This window comes from Mahella australiensis 50-1 BON (genome assembly GCF_000213255.1).
GTDB classification, from domain to species: Bacteria; Bacillota; Clostridia; order Mahellales; family Mahellaceae; genus Mahella; species Mahella australiensis.
Genome location: NC_015520.1, coordinates 2,713,002 through 2,732,299, shown reverse-complemented (window position 1 = coordinate 2,732,299; position 19,298 = coordinate 2,713,002). Strand labels below are relative to the sequence as shown.

General features: G+C 43.1%; 19 protein-coding genes. 7 read left to right on the top strand and 12 right to left on the bottom strand.

Features of this window, described 5'->3' with window-relative positions; all coding sequences use genetic code 11:
- Window positions 1-2 precede the first annotated feature (2 nt).
- Genes glpK through MAHAU_RS12880 form a run of 4 tightly spaced genes read right to left on the bottom strand, consistent with a single transcriptional unit; the run spans window position 3 to window position 4,712 of the window.
- Entirely contained in the window at window positions 3-1,496 is a 1,494-nt protein-coding gene (gene glpK, locus MAHAU_RS12895) for a glycerol kinase GlpK (protein WP_013782162.1), read from the bottom strand.
- A gap of 2 nt (window positions 1,497-1,498) precedes the next feature.
- Window positions 1,499-2,932, bottom strand: a complete 1,434-nt coding sequence (locus MAHAU_RS12890; protein ID WP_013782161.1) for a DUF5060 domain-containing protein — start codon at window positions 2,930-2,932, stop codon at window positions 1,499-1,501.
- Between the two features lie 11 nt (window positions 2,933-2,943).
- Window positions 2,944-3,882 (bottom strand): transketolase family protein, encoded by a 939-nt coding sequence (locus tag MAHAU_RS12885; RefSeq protein ID WP_013782160.1) that lies wholly within the window; start codon window positions 3,880-3,882, stop codon window positions 2,944-2,946.
- Between the two features lie 2 nt (window positions 3,883-3,884).
- Window positions 3,885-4,712: a transketolase gene (locus MAHAU_RS12880; protein WP_013782159.1), complete on the bottom strand. Its 828-nt coding sequence runs from the start codon at window positions 4,710-4,712 to the stop codon at window positions 3,885-3,887.
- Window positions 4,713-5,067: 355 nt separating this feature from the next.
- Between MAHAU_RS12880 and MAHAU_RS12875 the strand changes: the two genes are divergently transcribed.
- From MAHAU_RS12875 to MAHAU_RS12855, 5 genes are all read left to right on the top strand, one after another.
- Entirely contained in the window at window positions 5,068-6,396 is a 1,329-nt protein-coding gene (locus MAHAU_RS12875; RefSeq protein ID WP_013782158.1) for an ABC transporter substrate-binding protein, read from the top strand.
- Between the two features lie 117 nt (window positions 6,397-6,513).
- Window positions 6,514-7,380, top strand: a complete 867-nt coding sequence (locus tag MAHAU_RS12870; protein WP_013782157.1) for a carbohydrate ABC transporter permease — start codon at window positions 6,514-6,516, stop codon at window positions 7,378-7,380.
- A 17-nt stretch (window positions 7,381-7,397) separates the two neighbouring features.
- Window positions 7,398-8,228 carry a carbohydrate ABC transporter permease gene (locus tag MAHAU_RS12865; RefSeq protein WP_013782156.1) on the top strand — a complete coding sequence of 277 codons (831 nt, stop codon included), beginning with the start codon at window positions 7,398-7,400 and terminating at the stop codon, window positions 8,226-8,228.
- 477 nt (window positions 8,229-8,705) lie between these two features.
- Window positions 8,706-10,085: an MATE family efflux transporter gene (locus MAHAU_RS12860; RefSeq protein ID WP_013782155.1), complete on the top strand. Its 1,380-nt coding sequence runs from the start codon at window positions 8,706-8,708 to the stop codon at window positions 10,083-10,085.
- Window positions 10,086-10,179: 94 nt separating this feature from the next.
- Window positions 10,180-11,079 (top strand): DUF4351 domain-containing protein, encoded by a 900-nt coding sequence (locus tag MAHAU_RS12855; protein WP_013782154.1) that lies wholly within the window; start codon window positions 10,180-10,182, stop codon window positions 11,077-11,079.
- Window positions 11,080-11,483: 404 nt separating this feature from the next.
- On the opposite strand, the gene MAHAU_RS12850 is transcribed toward MAHAU_RS12855, so the two are convergent.
- Together MAHAU_RS12850 and MAHAU_RS12845 are read right to left on the bottom strand one after the other, a co-directional pair.
- The gene (locus tag MAHAU_RS12850) at window positions 11,484-12,467 is read right to left on the bottom strand and encodes an ATP-binding protein (RefSeq protein ID WP_013782153.1); all 984 of its coding nucleotides are present in this window, start codon (window positions 12,465-12,467) and stop codon (window positions 11,484-11,486) included.
- A 13-nt stretch (window positions 12,468-12,480) separates the two neighbouring features.
- Window positions 12,481-13,473: a DnaD domain protein gene (locus tag MAHAU_RS12845; RefSeq protein WP_013782152.1), complete on the bottom strand. Its 993-nt coding sequence runs from the start codon at window positions 13,471-13,473 to the stop codon at window positions 12,481-12,483.
- Window positions 13,474-13,717: 244 nt separating this feature from the next.
- On the opposite strand from MAHAU_RS12845, the gene galU reads away from it, so the two are divergent.
- Window positions 13,718-14,626, top strand: a complete 909-nt coding sequence (gene galU / locus MAHAU_RS12840) for a UTP--glucose-1-phosphate uridylyltransferase GalU (RefSeq protein ID WP_013782151.1) — start codon at window positions 13,718-13,720, stop codon at window positions 14,624-14,626.
- Here galU and argB read toward each other — a convergent pair whose 3' ends face one another.
- Together argB and argC are read right to left on the bottom strand one after the other, a co-directional pair.
- The gene (gene argB / locus MAHAU_RS12835) at window positions 14,627-15,505 is read right to left on the bottom strand and encodes an acetylglutamate kinase (protein WP_013782150.1); all 879 of its coding nucleotides are present in this window, start codon (window positions 15,503-15,505) and stop codon (window positions 14,627-14,629) included.
- Between the two features lie 14 nt (window positions 15,506-15,519).
- A complete protein-coding gene (argC, locus tag MAHAU_RS12830; RefSeq protein WP_013782149.1) occupies window positions 15,520-16,560 on the bottom strand; it encodes an N-acetyl-gamma-glutamyl-phosphate reductase in 1,041 nt (346 codons plus the stop codon).
- Between the two features lie 448 nt (window positions 16,561-17,008).
- Here argC and yabG point away from each other — a divergent pair, with 448 nt between their 5' ends.
- Complete coding sequence (gene yabG, locus MAHAU_RS12825; protein WP_041644153.1) at window positions 17,009-17,863, top strand: sporulation peptidase YabG; 855 nt, start codon at window positions 17,009-17,011, stop codon at window positions 17,861-17,863.
- A gap of 27 nt (window positions 17,864-17,890) precedes the next feature.
- Here yabG and MAHAU_RS15450 read toward each other — a convergent pair whose 3' ends face one another.
- Genes MAHAU_RS15450 through MAHAU_RS12810 form a run of 4 tightly spaced genes read right to left on the bottom strand, consistent with a single transcriptional unit; the run spans window position 17,891 to window position 19,191 of the window.
- Window positions 17,891-18,037 (bottom strand): YvrJ family protein, encoded by a 147-nt coding sequence (locus tag MAHAU_RS15450; protein ID WP_013782147.1) that lies wholly within the window; start codon window positions 18,035-18,037, stop codon window positions 17,891-17,893.
- Between the two features lie 50 nt (window positions 18,038-18,087).
- Window positions 18,088-18,303, bottom strand: a complete 216-nt coding sequence (locus MAHAU_RS12820; RefSeq protein WP_013782146.1) for a DUF2922 domain-containing protein — start codon at window positions 18,301-18,303, stop codon at window positions 18,088-18,090.
- 41 nt (window positions 18,304-18,344) lie between these two features.
- Window positions 18,345-18,569, bottom strand: coding sequence for a DUF1659 domain-containing protein (locus tag MAHAU_RS12815; protein ID WP_013782145.1), 225 nt, complete (start codon window positions 18,567-18,569; stop codon window positions 18,345-18,347).
- Window positions 18,570-18,615: 46 nt separating this feature from the next.
- A complete protein-coding gene (locus MAHAU_RS12810; RefSeq protein ID WP_013782144.1) occupies window positions 18,616-19,191 on the bottom strand; it encodes an RNA polymerase sigma factor in 576 nt (191 codons plus the stop codon).
- Window positions 19,192-19,298: the final 107 nt, after the last annotated feature.

Sequence of the window (19,298 nt, the reverse complement as noted above, 5' to 3'; positions counted from 1 at the left end):
TGTCAGCTTACCTCTCCTTGTTGTTCTTGTTTAGACAATGTCTTATACACAGCATCTTTCCAGCCGGCATAAAGCCTTTCTCTGTCTTGTGCGCTCATACGGCTTTTGTATGTCTTGTCTGAATCAGCTATAGCTGCTATATCGTTCATATTCCAGAAACCTATAGCCAAGCCTGCCATAAAAGCTGATCCGAGCGATGAAATTTCTGCGATACGGCTGGGCCTAACGTCGATATCTAATATATCGGCTTGAAATTGCATCAGGAAGGCATCGCGAGTGGGCCCGCCATCCGTGCGTAATTCCTGCAGGCTTATACCACTATCCTGTATCATCAGATCGAGGATATCCTTGATCTGATACGCTATGGACTCCTCAGCGGCTCTTACTATATGGGCTCTACCGGTACTCATAGTCATGCCTGTTATAGCAGCTCTTGCGTTGCTGTTCCAGTATGGCGCTCCCAGTCCCACAAAAGCAGGTACCAGATACACGCCGTCATTGTTCTTTACCGATGCGGCAATAACGCCGCTTTCTTTTGAGCTGGACAATATACCTAGGCGCTCTACCAGCCACTTTATCGTTGCCCCGGTGCAATTTATATTGCCTTCTAATACATAGTATAATCCCTGAGTACTCTTCCATGCAATAGATGTGGCCAAGCCTTTTTGTGAATAAACAGGCTGATTTCCGGTATTTAACATAACAGAAGAGCCGGTTCCATAGGTGGCCTTGGCCATGCCTTTTTGCCAACAGCGTTGTCCAAATAGCGCTGCATGGGAATCGCCCATGACGCCGGTTATAGGTATATTATCGGCATACCCAAATATCTCATCAGACGATTTGACCTCGGGGAGCATGGATTCGGGTATGCCGAATATGTCGAGAAGTTCACGGTCCCATGAAAGGCCCTGTATATTGAATAATTGCGTGCGACAGGCGTTGGAGTAGTCGGTTGCATGAACGCGACCGTCCGTAAGCTTCCATATGAGCCAAGCATCTATGGTACCGCATAATAGCCTGCCGGATTTGGCTTTATCCATGGCGCCATCTATATTTTCCAACATCCATTTCAGTTTTGATGCAGAAAAATAGGGTGAAAGCGGCAGCCCTGTCTTTTTATTGATAATATCTCCATAGCCTTTGCCTTCCAGCTCTGCGCATATCTCGGTTGCCCTCTGGCATTGCCAGACCACAGCGTTGTATATGGGTTGGCCGGTGTATTTGTCCCATGCTACGATGGTTTCCCTCTGGTTGGTTATGGCAAGGGCAGCTATATCGTCGTTCGTTATGCCGGCTTTATCGCATACGTCCTTTATGGCTTCGATAGCTTTATCATAGATTTCTTCAGCGTCGTGCTCTACCCAGCCCGGCCTGGGATAAATCTGGCTATGTAGGGTATAGCTGTTTTCCACAATGTTGCCTTTTTTATCATATAATATCGCCTTGGTGCCCGATGTGCTCTGATCTATTGACAATATAAGCCTATCTTGCTGCATTGTTATTCGACCTTTCGTATGCGCAGGCCTATATAAGGCTTGGCAGGTAACTTAACTCTACATTTGCCTCTGAAAACCCCATCTAACGGTGTCACGGTCATATCCCATGCATCTATGACCTCTATGGTATAGCTGCTTTGATCGGACAATGCTATGTCCTTGTAAGCGGATTGCCCACTGCCACAATAGGCCAGGAAGTATTCATCATTCTTGCTTAGAGCATATAAAACATCATAACTGTATCCTATATCGATGGGCATTAAGTCTTGAGGGCTTTGTTCCAGAAGCTGACGTAAAAAAGATAGTCTTTCCGGGCTTTGACCATGTAGGATCCCGCCTTTTGACCACCATAAAATATCATTGGGATCGACATAGGTTTCGCCGTGGCCCACGTATCCGCCGCGTATAGTGCCTTCCCATATACGGTGTACCATTTCCTGCGCCGTTATATTACCCCAATTGTGCGCTATATTGCCTTCATAGCAGCATTCATCGACTACTACGGGCTTTTTATAGAGTTTATGCCACTCGGTAACCTTTGTTAGGTCCGAATGCTGTATGCTGCAGTGGGTCACCCATGGCTTACCATGATCATAAAAGGTGTGGCAATTGTGTACCGAACGCAGGTGCTGGTATGGATCGCATTGCTGTATAAGCTTAAAAAACCTGTCCCAATCCATCAAATTTTTGGCTTGCATAAGGTCATATTCGTTGGCCATTGACCACCATATATTTCGGTATGCCGATAACCTCGCCGTTATGTAGCGCAGATAGCGCTCGTCGCTTTCGCAGTCCATGGTTGAATAGCCCCAGCGGTCATATGGGTGGAATAATATCAGATCGGCCTCTATACCCAATGCCAGAAGCTCGCCTATCCTTTTTTCCATATGCCTGAAGAATTCAACATTAAATCTGGTGAAATCCCAGCCCTCTTCCAACGAGCCTTCAAATGGATAATACACCGGTTCGTTGGTGTTATAATCGTAATGTTTAGGGAAAACGCACATACGCATTTTATTGAAAGGGGCATCGGCCAGTGTGGCCAGCGTTTTTTCTTCCATCTCATCGCCTTGGTGAATCCAAGCGTAACATGTCGTGCCAAAGGGGAGGTAAGGCGTGCCGTCCTCGTATGCGAAGTGATACTCATCCTTTACGCGTACAGGTCCGTGGTTTTGCGCCGAAGGCATTATGCATTCGAATTCTCCTATCATTCCGTCCAATTCGCTGCAGTTGCTAAACGTGGAATATGCCCATGTTCCTTCCTTATCGGGCATGAATCTGACCTTGTATATTCCATCGCCATCGTAGAATCCATCCGTATGAATAACCCTGTTTTGATGCTTGAATAGTGCGCCAAAAGTTACGTCTACAAAAGGGTTGCCTGTTTGCGGGCCGTTTAGTGTTAATTCGAATATTCCCCAGCGTTCAGTCATCATATTATTCTCCTTTATTGTTCCAGCATATTCAACGCCGTATTATATATTCCATCGGCTGTTAGGCCGTAATAGTTCAGGACCTGGTCCTGCTCGCCAGTTATTGCGTACTCATCCGGAAAAGCCATTATACTAACTGGGATAGGGCAGCGCTGAGCTGTTAACTCCGTTATGGCCGAGCCCAGTCCTCCATAAGCATAATGTTCTTCCACAGTTATAACATTGCCGGTTTCCTGTGCCGCTTTTAGTATTGCATCTTCATCTAACGGCTTTATGGTATGCATATCTATTACGCGTGCATGTATGCCTTTATTCCTAAGCATTATACCCGCGTTTAAGGCGTGCCTTACCATCTCGCCGGTAGCTATTATAGTGATATCATCGCCGTCGAGTAAAGTATTTGCTTTGCCTATTTCGAAGGGCATATCATCATCCTCGTAGACATCCGGTACAGGATTCCTACCCATCCTTACGTAGGCAGGGCCGCTCCATTTTGCTAAGGACTTTACCATCTGAGACGTTTCACGCGCATCGCATGGCAGTATAACGGTCAAGCCTGGCATAGTTCTCATCACGGCTATGTCATTTAAAGAATGATGGCTGGCGCCTAATGGGCCATAGCTTACACCTCCGCTTACGCCTATTACCTTTACGTTGCTGTTGTTATATGCGATGTCGAGCTTTACCTGCTCCATGCTTCTTGCGGATACAAAGCATGCCGGGCTGCATGCAAACGGTTTTTTACCGGATAAAGCTAAGCCTGAAGCTATACCTATCAGGTTTTGTTCGGCGATGCCGACCTCGACGAATTGACGAGGAAGCTCTGCTGCGAACTTATCCAGGGTGACCGAACCTCTGGCATCGGATGTGACGGCCACTATACTGCTGTCTGCTTTTGCGCATTCAAGCAGAGCGTCGGTAAAAGCCTTTCTGCAAGCGAGCAAATTTGCCATAGTCATCTTACCTCCTTATATTGAGCATCCAAAGCCTGCAGCGCCATGTTTAATTGCTGGCTGTCAGGCACTTTGTGGTGCCAAGCCGGGTCATTCTCCATGAAAGGTACGCCTTTGCCCTTTATGGTATTTGCAATTATCAGATGGGGTTTGCCTTTTTGTACGGGTATGCTCTGAAATGCCCTTATTAAGCCTGTTATGTCATGTCCGTCGAGGGATTGGATATGCCAGCCAAATGATGTCCATTTATCTTTAAGGCTTTCAAGCTTCATAACATCTTCAGTGGAGCCGCTTATCTGCAGCCCATTTCTGTCTATAATACCTATTAGATTATCGAGTTTATAGTTGCCTGCAGCCATAGCGGCCTCCCAGAGCGAGCCCTCAGCTTGCTCGCCGTCGCCCATTAAGACGTAAACCTTATAATCTTTGGCATCCATTTTTCCTGCTAAAGCCATGCCTATGCCTATGGATAGGCCATGGCCAAGAGCACCTGTGCTGGCCTCTACACCGGGGACTTTGTTAGAAGGATGGCCTATCAGCTTGCTATCAAATTTTCTGTATGTTTTAAGCTCATCTTTGGAGAAAAACCCTATATCGCAGAGTATAGCATAGTATCCTTCTACACTGTGGCCTTTGCTCAGTATGAAACGATCTCTTTGCTCCCATTTAGGATTTCTTGGGTCCAGCCTCATCACGCCATAATGCAATGCTACCAGTATATCCACAGATGATAAAGAGCCACCGACATGGCCTCCTCCTGCTTCATATATCATTGTAAGCAGTTCTTTGCGTATATCCACAGCCTTATTTTGCAATTTATCGATATCCATAGAACACTTCCTTTCTGCTAAAATATTATTAAAAAATTTAATAATGCCTAGCGGATTTATTAATATAAGCATTAATCTAAATATATTTATATAAACATATATTCAATATTTACTCTTATAATAGCTGTTTTAAGAAGTAATGTCAATAAAATTTTTTAAAAAACTATTTACAAATATAAAATGTGATGTTATAATGAACGCGTTAACAGAGAAGTGCTCGAATAAATGTATCATGGAGGTGATTATTTTGTTGTTGTAGCTGATGTTGGGAATGAATTAATGATATACAAAGATTTCTTGTTCCGGTATCTACCATGACTAGGTAGAAATAAATGATTATTTTGGAGGTATGAAGATGAATAATAAGTTAAGAAAAATATTGGCATGTGTGGTTATGATGACTTTGATCGTTACAATAATGGCTGGTTGCGGGAACACAGGTACACAAACCCAAAATGACACGTCTGATACTGGTACAACGAATGAGCAAGAGGATGGTACACAGAGTGATGCTAAAACTACTATAAGTTTTATGACATTAACTAGTAATCAAGATGCGATTTCTTCTGTGATCAAAGAGTATGAACAGCAGAATCCAAATGTAAAGATAAAAGTTAGTTTCAACAGCACAGACGATCAAAAAAAGAATTTAAAAATAGCTGCTTCATCTAAGACCCTACCGGATATATGGCGCAATTGGGGGGGTAGCTTGGGTTCTTATTATCCCGAGAATGGTTTGTCATATGATTTAACCGAATATGCCAAGGCTCATAATTGGGGAGACAAGTTTATGCCAGCAGCTTTGGAATTAGCAACATTAGATGGTCAACTTGCTGGTTACCCGTTTGTTATAAATGCATTAGGAATGTTTTATAGAAAAGATATATTTGAAAAATATAATATGGCGATTCCACAAACTTTTGATGATTTTGAAAAAGCTTTAGCTACTTTAAAAAGCAATGGCATAACCCCCATATCTACTGCAGGCAAATATGGATGGCATGTTATGAGGATTTGGGAAGAGCTACTTGAAATGTATTGTGGAAGTGAAACTCATGATAAGTTGCTCACTTTAGATGCTGATTGGTCGCAGGAAGGCGTTGTAAAATCATTTGCAAAATTAAAGGAATGGATAGATAAAGGTTATTTTCCAGAAGGGTACCTTACTGCAGATCCAAATGATACTAAGTTGTTACTTTATCAAGATAAAGCGGCAATGGATATAGAAGGACCGTGGTTTGAAACTAATTCGCTTATAGCTGATGGACAAGATGTTTCTAAATATGGTTTCTTTAAAATGCCATTGACAGCAGAGGCCAACAGAATGAGTGCTTTTATAGAAATGATACAATTTAATGCGGATTTGTCTGATGAAAAATTGGATCAATGCATGAATTTCGTGGAATTTATGTATTCTCCTGAGACTGTAGAGAAATATCAGTTGCAGCAACCTTTACCATATAAAGATAATAAGTTGCCCGATAATTTAGTATTGGTACCACAAGTTGTTGACTCAATGAATGAATATGGTACTTTTACCATAACGGATCAGGCGCTTCCTCAGGAAGTTGTAAACAAATTATTTGAAGCATTAGATTCTATAGGCCTTGCTAAGATGACATCTGAGCAAGCGGCACAGTTTATGCAACAAGCTGTAGAAGAATATAAAAATTCAAATAATTAGTTTACTTTATATTATCCAGTAAACATTAATTATTTACTAAAATATAGCTGGCATTGCAATGCCAGCTATATTTCGCGAGTACCTAAATGGTAATATTTTCAGAAAGGAGCTGCTATAATGAAAGAAAATGCAGGAAAGGGTAAATTTTGGTTTATTTTACCAGCCTTGCTTATATACTTGTTTGTGATAGTAGTGCCATCCATATATTCATTATTTATTAGCTTTTATAATTGGGATGGTGTCGGCAAAATGAAATTTGTCGGCTTTGATAATTATGTATATCTTTTTTTAAAAGATAATGTTTTCCAAATATCTTTAAAAAACAATATAATTTGGACTATATTGACAGTAGTTTTTACAGTCAGCATAGCATTATTAATAGCCGTTGCACTAAATAGAGAATTTAAAGGCAGAGTCGCATATAGAGGAATAATTTATTTCCCTTATACTTTAAGTGGCGTTGTTGTTGCTTTAATATGGACTTGGATGTATCATCCGCAACTTGGTTTGATAAATGGCTTGTTAGAAGTTTTAGGGCTTCATGGGCTTACGAAGGCATGGCTGTCAGATCCACAAATAGCCTTATATGCAGTATATGTGGCAGCGCTCTGGCAAGGGTTGGGAGCACCCATGGTTTTGTTCCTTTCCGGCCTTCAGACTATTTCAAAAGATTATTTGGAAGCTGCTTTAATCGATGGTGCAGGCAAGTTTAGGACATTTTTTAGCATAATTATACCGTTATTAAGAGAAACTTTTGTGATCGTTTTTGCAACTCAAATTATAAACTCATTGAAAGTTTATGATATAATTTCTGTTATGACTAACGGAGGGCCCGGTAATAGTACTCAGGTATTAGCAACATGGATGTATCAACAGTCCTTTATGTTCTCTAAATTGGGAATAGGTTCGGCAATTGCATGGGTAATGGTTGTTGTTTTAATGATCGTAATAATACCATATGTATTATATATGGCTAGAGACTAGAGGGAGGTAATATAGCAATGAGCAAAAAGCGCGTTGGAGAAGTGATTTTTTATATATTTATGACATTAATATCCATAGTCTGGCTTGTGCCCATATTTTTTATTTTGATTACTGCCTTAAAGAGCAATCAAGATTTTTATAGCAGACCAATATTTTCTTTGCCACAAACTTTACAATGGGGAAATTTTGTAAAAGCTTGGATAAACGGCAATTTGGGCGTATATATGAAAAATAGTTTCATAATTTCTATAATAAAAGTTCCTTTAGGTATATTGATTGAAGCTTTGGCAGCATTCTATATTACTAGGCTTAGCAATAAAAATAGCGGTACCAGGATATTTATCTTTTTTCTTATAGGAATGATGATACCTATGCAGGTTACTTTAATTCCTCTTAACATAGCATTGAGTCGTTTGAATTTAATTAACACATATCTAGGTATTTTTATCGTATATTTAGGGTTTGGCATACCGTTCGGCATATTAGTGTTAAGAGGTTTTATGAGGACAATACCTAAAGAATTGGATGAAGCCGCATTAATAGATGGATGTTCTACTGCACGGCTCTTTTGGAATATAATACTGCCACTAAGTAAACCAGCTTTAGGAACTTTAATGATCATGGATTTCTTGTCTACCTGGAATGAATATTTGCTTGCATCAGTTTTTCTCACAGATGATACTATGCGAACAGTACCGGCTGGCTTAGCCAGTTTTATAGGCCAGTACAGCACTAACTATGGTCTATTGACCGCCGGAGCGTTGATTAGCATAGTTCCAGTATTGATTGTATATATTTGTTTCCAGAACACTTTTGTTGAGGGACTTGCAGGTGCAATTAAAGGATAATATTATGATATGCCACATGTGGTATTGTTACCACGTATTTAAGACATTTATCTTATTAATTTATGCGCTAAGCTATGAAGGAAGGGGTTAAAAGCCCCTTTAAACTACTTTAATATAATTACTCCACAAAGTACATGTTAATAAAACGTTCCTTTATGTATTATATATATGCAGTTTTCTATATTTACATCTGCGTCTCAAGATTTTAAATTGAACCGAGATGCTTATTAAATAAAGATAATATTCTATGTAACGTTATCAATAAAGCAGATGTTATAGCCATAATAGTGGTATATGTTGGGGAAGGAGAGATAGAAGGCAGTTTTATGCCGATCCACAGAAACAGCATGCTCATGCCGAATCTTTTTCTTGCATTTCGTGGTGATATGTATTAGCATAATAAAATAGCCTGCCCAAAAGATTCATATAGGCAGGTCATTCATTTATTGCTTATGCAGGCCGGGAGGAAGCATGGGGATGAGTAAAATAGTTATACGCAGCGATGTATTCAGGCTCACTATACCTATCATTACGGAGCAGATCTTCGTGATGTCTATGGGGGTAGTGAATACCGTATTAGCCAGCCGTATAGGCAAAGAGGCGGTATCGGCCATAGGGATGGTGGATTCAATCAACAACATACTGATAGCCTTTTTCTCATCCCTTGCGGTGGGCAGTACGGTAGTGGTGGCGCAGTATGCCGGTCAAGGAAAGATACGCGAAGCCAATGAAACCGTCAAGCAGGCTCTATTTTCCGGCCTCTTACTGTCTATCATAGTTACGGTGGCTTTATGGATATTTCAAGTACCGCTTATAAACTTCCTATTCGGTGCAGCTGATGAAAGGGTTATGCAGTATTCATATACATATCTTGGCATAACACTATTCACATATCCATTAATATCGTTGACAGCTATAGCGTGCGGCGTTTTGCGCGGGGCGAGTGATACTAAAACGCCGATGGTCGTCACTGTCTTTATGAACATCGTCAATATAATTTTAAGCTATGTTTTGATCTATGGCTTGAGGATAAATATTTTTTCCATTGACCTGTCTATCCCTCGCTTGGAAGTAATGGGAGCGGCGCTGGGCATAGCCATAGCGCGTGCCATAGGGACAGGGATCATAATGTTTATATTGTTTAACGGTTCCAAAATAATAAAATTGACCGGCCTCAAGCAGTTTAAGATCGATAGTTACATGCAGCGATCCATATTCTCGGTAGGTTTGCCGGCAGGTATTGAATCACTGCTCTTCAACGGCGGAAAGCTTATCACGCAGATTTTTATCGTAGGACTAGGGACTGTGGCCATAGCTTCTAACTCCATAGCCAATTCAATATTTTCTTTGGTCAATATTCCGGGCAATGCGCTCAGTATAGCGGCGACTACCATGGTAGGCCGGAGCATGGGCAAGGGTGATAGCGATGAGGCACGGGACACGCTCTTATATTTGACAAAAGTTTCTATGCTATGTATGCTGGCATTGTGCGTCATTTCATTCATATTTGCCAGGCCACTCGTTGCCATATACTCACGCGATGCCGATGTGATAAACTTGTCCGCGCTGCTTGTGAGGCTATGTTCAATCAGCACACCGATATTGTGGCCGGCGGCTTTTGTGCTGCCGGCCGGTTTGAAAGGCGCAGGCGATGCAAAATATACCCTGCTTACTTCTATGATCGGTATGTGGGCATTTAGGGTTGTGTTGGGATACGTTTTTTGTATACCTTTGAAAATGGGCGTAGTAGGGATATGGATAGGCATGTTTGTGGATTGGCTCGTGAGAGGTGCTTTATATTACAGTAGGCTGAAGGGCGATAAGTGGAAGAGCAATACTGTTATAAAAGCTCGTTAGGCAACCATAACTTTATGCGCCCCTTATGCGATTATTGTTTGACATGCTACGCTACTCACGTTATAATTTAAGTATTGATATAAGGAGAGGAAAAATGCCGGATCAATCGTATGATATAGCCGTAAAAAATATTTTTGCAGACATTACAGACGACATGATGGCCTATTTCATAGGCGTAGAGCTTAATAACGCGGAAGAACTCAATATAGAATTTACGCATGTTGAGCGAAGGAGCGGCGATATGGTCTACAGGTGCGCGCTAGAAGGAAATGACGTGGCGGTGCATCTTGAGTTTCAATCGGATAATGATAAAAAGATGCCGTATAGGATGCTCAGATATGCGTTAGAAATTATCGAAAAGTACGGCTTGCCGATTTATCAGGCCGTAATATATATGGGCAAGGACCGAATAAATATGGACAGCGGCATAACATATAAGCTTGGTGAAGAAAATAAACTTAACTATAAGTATAGACTGATAGATATAGGAGCAACGAAATTTGAAGATGTAATAAAAACCAAATACTATGATCTATATGCCTTGCTTCCACTGATGGATAGGGATAGCCGCAGGATGAGGAAGGACGAATATTTGAGAATGTGTACGGACGCTATAGTAGCAGCGCCTATGGAATTAAGCAGGAAGAAAGAGATAGCATTCAAGGCCGAGATATTTTCCGGGTTGGTATTTAACAAGGACGTAATAGAAAGGGTTTTTAAGGAGGTGGACAAGATGTTAAACTTGCAGGAATCGGAAACTTATAAAATAATACTTGACGAAGGCATTGAAAAGGGCATTGAGAAGGGCATTGAGAAGGGTATTGAAAAAGGAGCAGCACAGACGCTTATAAAACAATTGCGCAAGAAACTGAATGGATTGCCGCCGGAATATGAAAAGAGGATATCCGAGGCATCTAAAGAGCAACTTGACGCTATAACAGAAGATATTTTTGATATCGATGCTCTATCGAAATTGGATAAGTATCTTAGCTAATTGGTGCATATAGAAAAAATGGGCTCGGATAATTATTAAACGTCCGGGCCTTTTTGTATTGAGCAATAGCTAAATTGTACCCAAATTCCTATTCTAATCTTTGTATGTTTACCCAGCTTTAAATAGGTTCTTCACATGCGTCAGCAGTAAACGTTATATCATTCATCGGCCATTTTTTCCAATTCATAATACCAACTATTACTACCGCAACGATTAATAAGTTGCTTGAATATGCAGTCGAGCCTCCCCATCTTATCTCACCGCTATCAACAGCTGAATACTGAATAGCCAAGTAAATAATGAGTTTGTGCCTTTGCCGTACCACCTATAAAGCTCGCGGATTTAAGCGGCCATCTCACGGAAGCTCAGGACAGATATGCCGACTTCAAGAGCCTTTGAAAGCCCTATGCCAATTGCTTTCTTATGTCGTCGCCGTAGAACTTCAGTATCGTATAATGGCCTATTATACGCGATATAATGCGCTCGGAATAGGCGTCGTTGAGCTGGGATAACGTTAAATTAGTGGATATTATGGTCTTTTTACCGGCTAACAGGCGCGAATTCAGCACATTGAACAGCTCGGAGCTTATAAAGCTATTGTTAAGCTCAGTGCCGAGGTCATCTATGATTAAAAGGTCGACGTCTAACAGCATATCGAATTGCTGGGGTATATAGTCCGATTTGTTGAGGCTGAATTTATACTCGCGTAATATCTCGAATATGCTGAAAGCGGTTTGATATAATACCGTCTTGCCTCGATCAAGTAATTCACGCGCTATGCAGCTGGACAAAAAGGTCTTGCCTAAACCGGTGGGGCCGTAGAAAAGGAGGTTTTCAGGTGAACGGTCAAAATCCTCTACAAAAGCCAGGCATGCCGCGTATATCATCTCCATATTTTCGCGCGGTGTCATGGCCTCACCATCTACCGGCTGATCAGAATAGCGAGTTATATCGAATGTATCGAATGTCTGCGCCTGAAGCATGTGGCCAAGGTTGGACTGTGCATAAGCCCGATCTATCAATGCCTGCCTCAGACAATGACATTTTTGGGCACCTATATAGCCAGTATCTTGGCAATCTTTGCAAATATATTGAGGAGAAAGATAGTCCTCGCTGTAGCCAGCGCTTATGAGCAGGCGACGTTTTCTGTCGCGCAGCTCTTCCAGCTTATGTTCAAGCTCATCGACTGCTTGTTGACTATTTATCTCGTGGTTGAGCATAGCCTTGGATATGCTCATGCCGAGTTGGCGTATCTCGTCGTCTATTTTGGCTATTTCCGGTATAAGCCTATAGATCTCATCCTTGCGTTCTATGAGCAGCCTTTCGGCACGGTCCCTACGCTGTTGATATTGCTGAAATATGTCGTAATAATCCCTGGCGCTGGCCAATAATATACCTCCTCTAACCTTTAAAGCGTTTCAAATTATTTTCCTGTATCTGATGTTCTAATTGTTTGAAATCATAATCCCGCTGAGGGAAGTTATGGAAACTATTTTTTGTTTGCGTCTGCGTTGGTTTTTTGTTACCGGATGTTTTTGCTTTTTTGGATTCTATAAAGCGCTGTATCGCCTTCTCGGCATCGGCTACCGTACATACTCCCTCGTTGTGCCAGCGCTCCAGTATGGCGTCTATATACGCAAAGCTCGGTTCGCGCGTATTTACGGTCTGGTCACAGGCCAACAGCACAACATCCAGCGGCATATTCCACTCGTATAACCATTTATCTATATACTCAGCTTGACGTTTGGTAGGATTACCATATATACCGAGCTGCTCGCACACCTTCTTGTGGTCGATATTGCGCTTTTCGAATCTGCGCAGGTGTTGTTCGGCTTTTTCTATGCTGTCTATGCCGTTTTGCGCCCATTCCACAGCTACTTTCTCTATGTACCTTATATTGCGCTTGCCCAAGCATCGGCAGTGCTCCAGCAACATTATTATAACCTCTACGGGTAACCCCAGCCAGTCGTACAAGCTGTATATAACCTGTATATCATTTGTGCTTAGCAGGCGCTCTAGCTTTTCTTCAGCTATTTTGAACAGCAGAGCTATCTCATTGCTGCTTTGTATGCTGGCATTTATCTCGGTGGGCGTGTAAGACGGCCTGTCATCGAGCGATATATCGCTTTGCACCGACGGCGCTTTCGAGGGAGCGCTGAAAAAGCCGGCCTGGCACCAGTAGCGCTGAGCTTGGCGCACCTTATCCCTGCTTAAGCCGGATAAATCAGCTATAACGCTAATATCAGGCATGTTACCGCTTATAAGGTATTGCCTCAACATGCAGAGGTATACCTTTACGTAGTCTCCATCGACATCCTTTATATAATTATCTATGAAATTATTCTGTACGGGAGTAAAACCCATAGTATCCGAACTACGCTTTTCTATAGCCATATTCCTTTACCTTCCATCTCTGCATGTTATTTTATCCATCATTCGTTTCTTATACTCTATCATAGCATATTTTTTATAAGCTGCAAGCCCTGTTATGGTCTAAAAATGTCGCTCATGGGTAAATATATTGCTAAAGCGACGATTTATAAACCGGCACGCATGTTTGCAAAAATAATTGGTTTGACAAAAGCTGAGAAAAGGCGTAAATTTAATGTAACAAACCAAAGCTAAAGGAGGCGTATATATGCGAGTCAGAAAGGCTATAATACCAGCCGCGGGATTGGGCACGCGATTTTTACCGGCCACAAAAGCTCAGCCTAAGGAAATGCTACCTATAGTTGATAAGCCTACTATTCAATATATTGTAGAAGAAGCCATAGCTTCCGGCATAGAGGATATAATAATCGTTACCGGCCGCGGCAAACGGGCCATAGAGGACCATTTTGACAAATCGGTAGAGCTTGAAATGGAACTCAAGCGTCAGGGCAAAGAGGAACTGCTTCATCTTGTAGAGGATATATCCAATATGGTTGATATACATTATATACGGCAAAAAGAACCGCGAGGGCTGGGACATGCTATATACTGTGCCCGCTCGTTTATAGGCAATGAGCCGTTTGCAGTGCTGCTGGGCGACGATGTCATAGATTCCAAGACGCCGTGTTTGAAACAGCTCATAGACGTCTACAACGAGTATAAGACAACGGTACTGGGCGTGCAGCAGGTGCCATGGGATAAAGTGAACAGATACGGCATCTTGAAGTATATGCAGATAGAGCCGGGTATATATAAGGTTAAAGAACTGGTCGAAAAACCGTCTCGCGAGCAAGCACCGTCTAATGTGGCCATATTGGGCCGATACATTATAACACCTCAGATATTCGATATACTTGAGCATACACAGCCGGGCGCGGGCGGCGAGATACAGCTTACCGATGCTCTACAGGAATTGCTTAAATGTGAAGCGATGTATGCATACGAATTCGAAGGCAAACGTTACGACGTGGGCGATAAGCTCGGATTCCTGCAGGCTACCGTCGAGTTTGCGCTAAAGCGCGAGGACATAGCCGATGATTTCAGAGCATATCTGCACACTTTGCTAGAACAAGAAACCCCGCAATTAGCAGCGGCTGGTGATACAAAGACAGCGTGATCACACGCTGCCTTTTGTTATCATGGTGCCTATACCGCGGTCAGTAAATATCTCCAGCAGTATGCAGTGGGGTATGCGTCCGTCCAATATATGTGTCCTCGATACACCGCTATCCAGAGCTTTTATGCAGCCCAGCACTTTGGGTATCATGCCACCGTCTATAATGCCGTTTTCTATTAGATCATACACCTCGGCCGCTGTGAGCACCGGCGCTATGTTATCAGCTGATTTTGACGGTTTTATGCCCTCTACGTCGGTCAGCAGCATGAGCTTTTCAGCCTTGAGCGCAGAGGCTATCTCGCCAGCTACCGTATCGGCATTTATATTATAGCTGTGTCCGTCATCTCCTATGCCTATGGGTGCTACCACAGGTATATACTCGTCTTTGGCTATAATCTCGAGAACCTTGGAGTTTATGCGCTTGATATTGCCTACATAACCTATATCCGACTGCTTGCCGTTTATATCGGTCTTGTACTGTTCAGCCTCTATGAGATTTCCATCTATACCCGATACGCCTATGGCTTTACCGCCAGCTTTATTTATAAGCGCGACTATCTCTTTATTGGTCTTACCTATAAGCACCATCTGCGCTACTTCCATGGTCTGCGCATCGGTTATCCTGAGGCCGTCGTGGAACTGGGGAGTGATATCGAGTTGCTCCAATGTCTTATTTATATCCGGGCCACCGCCGTGTACCACTACTGGGTTTACGCCTATGTATTTTAAAAGCGTTATATCCTCCATTACCGATGCCTTAAGCACTTGATCGGTCATAGCGGCGCCGCCGTACTTTATGACGACGGTTTTACCGTACAGGCGCTGTATATACGGCAGGGCTTCTATCAATATACCGGCTTTTTTAATGAGCTCTTCCATAAACGTTCCTCCGTTCATATATAATACCCCGGCAACGCAAGTCCTGCGGTTTCGCTCAGGTTGAGCATGATATTCATATTCTGTACTGCTTGACCGGCGGCCCCTTTGACCAGATTATCTATTGCAGAGGTTATGATAATGCGATGCGTGCGCTGATCAACAGTCAGGCCTATATGGCAATGATTAGAGCCTGCCACCGCCTTGGTGGACGGCAGCGTTCCGTTCTCATATATATGCACAAAAGGCTCGTCTTTGTAGAAATTTCCGTATATATTCAGCAAGCCTTCGAGCGATAGGTCATTCTTTAACGTTGCATATATGGTGGCCAATATTCCGCGTTTCATAGGTATAAGATGGGGTGTGAAGGATATCACCACATCGTTTTGTGCCAGGATCGACAGCTCCTGCTCTATCTCGGGTGTATGCCTGTGCTGTGCGACTTTGTACGCCTTCATATCCTCGTCGCATTCGCAGAAACTATATTCCAGGCTGGATGCTCGTCCAGCACCGCTTACACCTGACTTGGCATCTACGATAATGCTGTTTGTATCAATAGCACCGACCTTTACCGCGGGTGCTAGGCCCAGCAGCGTGGCAGTGGGGTAACAACCGGGGTTGCCGACCAGGCGCGCTTTGGCTATATCAGTGCGATGCAGCTCAGGCAGACCGTATATAGCATCGGGTAACAATTGCGGCGCCGGATGGGGCATTTTATACCATTGCTCGTATACAGCGGCGTCATGGAATCTAAAATCGGCGCTCAGATCTATTATGGTACATCCTGCGCTATACAGGGGAGGTATCACCTCGCTGGATGTTCCTTGAGGCAACGATGTAAATACCACATCGCATTGAGCTGGTAGCTCGTCTGTATTCAATTCGCGGCACTCAATATCCAGTATACCCTTAAGATGCGGGTAGACGTCGGATATCTTTTTGCCGACAAAGCTTTGCGATATTATTTGGGTTATGGTGGCATCAGGATGGCCACACAGCAGTCTTACTAGCTCTATGCCCGCGTATCCGGTAGCGCCTATTATTCCAACCCTTATCATTTCATCCCTTCTCTCTCGATAGAATATTATAATTATACATTTATATGCATAAAAATGCAAACGCATTTATCCGCAGCTGTAATTCGTAATATATGACTGAAACGGGCGATATAAAGCGATGTAAATGATATAAAGCCGGAGAACGCCTTGAAATATTGCGTAGGCGTACTCAATGAGTGCAGCGTAGAGCAAGCGTAGGTCGGGCATGGACGCCCGACCAGCCGGCACTGAGCATGGACGCGAATTACCGGCGTTAGCTTGCTCAAACGAAACGAATTGTAAGTACGCCAGCAATATTTCATGAGCGGGCGTAGGCTTTATATCATTGCATGCGCTAAACTTGCCATATTACGAATTGCAGATCCACAACTTGCGATTTGTAGCAATGTATATTCGTCTCACATAGTATATATAGTGATATATACTACTATGTGGGGTTTGATGTAATATGAGCGAGGCATTTGAAGTGGGCGATATAGTGGCCAGGCGATCTTATAATTTCGATGTTTTATTCAAGATATGTGCCATCTTGGATAAACCGGTACCCACAGCACTATTAAAAGGCATAGATATGCGCGTAGAAGCCAGTGCCCCATTGGATGATTTGATAAAGGTAACGCCTGATATGATGAATCGATATACCAGGGAAATGAGCATGAAATGCGAAAGGTATCTGAGAAAGTGCATCTCTGGCAGCGCTGCTCGAATGCGTTCGGCATTCCGCGCCATGCGCGCCGATACCTTTGCACGTCCTGGCAGAGTGCTGCATATAGACAGCGACGAGGATTATATAGATATGTGTATGGGTGCTTATAAAAGGCTGGGAATCGATGCGGTGCTTAAGCTGATACCTGAAAACAGACAGCCGGATACAGTGCCGGCTTTGGTAAAGGACTATTTGCCGGATATATTGGTTATAACAGGACACGATGCCATGGGGAAAAACAAGAAGAATATAGCTGATATTAATAATTACAGGAATTCAAACTACTTTGTCGAAACCGTTGAAAGGGTGAGGCGGTATATACCATCCTTGGATGAACTGGTTATATTTGCGGGGGCGTGTCAATCCAATTACGAAGCCTTGCTGCATGCCGGTGCCAATTTTGCCAGTTCCCCGGGACGGGTTATGATCCATGCGTTGGACCCGGTATTTATATGTCAAAAAGTAGCTTATACCGATATAAATACCATAGTACAGGTTAAAGATGTTTTAGAATCCACCATAACGGGGGCTCAAGGCATAGGGGGTGTGCAAACGAGAGGCAAATACAGGGAAGGTATGCCTAAAGGCAAATATTAAGGCGGCGACTTTTGCCGCCGCCCGGCCTTATTGTTTGAACTGTATCAGAACCTGGGCCAATTCATTTATGCTACCGGTGAGGTTTTCCAATTTGGCCTCTATTCGCACTAATAGATATATAGAGACCACTATGGGGAAACCGAGGTTGGCTATTGAACTGAGCCATTGCTCCATTTTATTCATCTCCTTTCAAAAAAGGGTACCCGCAGTGGGTACCCTTTTGCTTATGCCAGCTCTATAGGCGTGGTATCTGTGGTTATTATATTGGCCCCGCTTATAGTATAAGGGCCGGCTTCTAAATCGAATATGTCATTGCTCAACACCAGCGCCATGGCGCTTTGTATCTGGGCCGGTGTCAAGTCCGGTTTCGGATCGTTTAACGTTATGCGGAAAGCACGGCCAGCAGCATTTTCAAAGAGCAGTTCTAGCACATTCTCCACGAGCTCTCACCTCCTTATTCCGTATTGTTTGAGCTATTACCTTATGCTTCTACCAGATCGCTTTCGCTGACCTTGCGTATAGCGGTTACGGGATGCTCCTGTAGGTCGGCTAAAGCTATGGCCACATCAAATATGGTTTGGTCAGCGGCATCGGGCTTGACGTTGTTGAAGGATTTGCTGCGCGTAAGCTTTCTGCCGTTGGCATCGGTGCCGTAATCCATATTTATGCGCAGGCGGGTTACGGTGGGCCTTACTTCTACTGCCATGTTATCACCTCCTTACTCTATATAGATAGCAAAAAGGCGATTGTTGTTATATATCGTTTTCCATAAAAATTCTCATATTATTAAGTGCCCGCTCTTTGAGCTTTACCACTGCCTGATAATGGAGCCCATCCTTTCGTGCTATATCAGCCATGGACATACCCTGCATATAATGCATCTTGAGCACGCGACGCTGTTTGGGCGTCAGAGCAGCCATTGCCATGCGCAAATGCCAGTACTGCTGGTCCACTTGTACTATATCCTCTACCGATGGACCAGCATCGGGTATTGTATCGGCCATGGTGCAGGCGCTGTCCACGTCTCCGACAGGTTGATCCAGCGACAGAAGCAGCTGTTCGCAACGGGTCAGGTTCTTGAGCCTGTAGAATATACGCTTTTTTAGAAAGGCCAGAAACGGTATATTCCGCTCATCGTCAAAATCCTTTATGCTGTATATAACCTCTATAGCGGCTTCCTGGTAAAGGTCATCGTCATCCATGGCAATGCTGTGACATTTGGATATCGATGACAGTATAAGGGGTTTTACCTTTTTTAATATTTCCTCTATAGCGTCGTTATCCCCTGCTTTTGCTCTTTCTACCAACGATTTTAACTGATAATCCATGATAGCTACCTCCTGTTATATTTAACAGGCCGGCCTTATCATCGCGCGATGATTATATTTTAATTACCGACGGCCGTTTGGTCTAAAACAGGATAATGTTTTTTGGG

Excerpts from the sequence above, each read along its gene's own strand:
- yabG (WP_041644153.1), top strand. The coding sequence starts at position 17,009 with ATGAGCGAGGCATTTGAAGTGGGCGATATAGTGGCCAGGCGATCTTAT.
- MAHAU_RS12855 (WP_013782154.1), top strand. The coding sequence starts at position 10,180 with ATGCCGGATCAATCGTATGATATAGCCGTAAAAAATATTTTTGCAGAC.
- MAHAU_RS12875 (WP_013782158.1), top strand. The coding sequence starts at position 5,068 with ATGAATAATAAGTTAAGAAAAATATTGGCATGTGTGGTTATGATGACT.
- MAHAU_RS12815 (WP_013782145.1), bottom strand. The coding sequence starts at position 18,569 with ATGGCAGTAGAAGTAAGGCCCACCGTAACCCGCCTGCGCATAAATATG.
- argB (WP_013782150.1), bottom strand. The coding sequence starts at position 15,505 with ATGGAAGAGCTCATTAAAAAAGCCGGTATATTGATAGAAGCCCTGCCG.
- MAHAU_RS12870 (WP_013782157.1), top strand. The coding sequence starts at position 6,514 with ATGAAAGAAAATGCAGGAAAGGGTAAATTTTGGTTTATTTTACCAGCC.
- glpK (WP_013782162.1), bottom strand. The coding sequence starts at position 1,496 with ATGCAGCAAGATAGGCTTATATTGTCAATAGATCAGAGCACATCGGGC.
- MAHAU_RS12810 (WP_013782144.1), bottom strand. The coding sequence starts at position 19,191 with ATGGATTATCAGTTAAAATCGTTGGTAGAAAGAGCAAAAGCAGGGGAT.
- MAHAU_RS12885 (WP_013782160.1), bottom strand. The coding sequence starts at position 3,882 with ATGGCAAATTTGCTCGCTTGCAGAAAGGCTTTTACCGACGCTCTGCTT.
- MAHAU_RS12845 (WP_013782152.1), bottom strand. The coding sequence starts at position 13,473 with ATGGCTATAGAAAAGCGTAGTTCGGATACTATGGGTTTTACTCCCGTA.
- galU (WP_013782151.1), top strand. The coding sequence starts at position 13,718 with ATGCGAGTCAGAAAGGCTATAATACCAGCCGCGGGATTGGGCACGCGA.
- MAHAU_RS12890 (WP_013782161.1), bottom strand. The coding sequence starts at position 2,932 with ATGATGACTGAACGCTGGGGAATATTCGAATTAACACTAAACGGCCCG.
- MAHAU_RS15450 (WP_013782147.1), bottom strand. The coding sequence starts at position 18,037 with ATGGAGCAATGGCTCAGTTCAATAGCCAACCTCGGTTTCCCCATAGTG.
- MAHAU_RS12865 (WP_013782156.1), top strand. The coding sequence starts at position 7,398 with ATGAGCAAAAAGCGCGTTGGAGAAGTGATTTTTTATATATTTATGACA.
- argC (WP_013782149.1), bottom strand. The coding sequence starts at position 16,560 with ATGATAAGGGTTGGAATAATAGGCGCTACCGGATACGCGGGCATAGAG.
- MAHAU_RS12880 (WP_013782159.1), bottom strand. The coding sequence starts at position 4,712 with ATGGATATCGATAAATTGCAAAATAAGGCTGTGGATATACGCAAAGAA.
- MAHAU_RS12860 (WP_013782155.1), top strand. The coding sequence starts at position 8,706 with ATGAGTAAAATAGTTATACGCAGCGATGTATTCAGGCTCACTATACCT.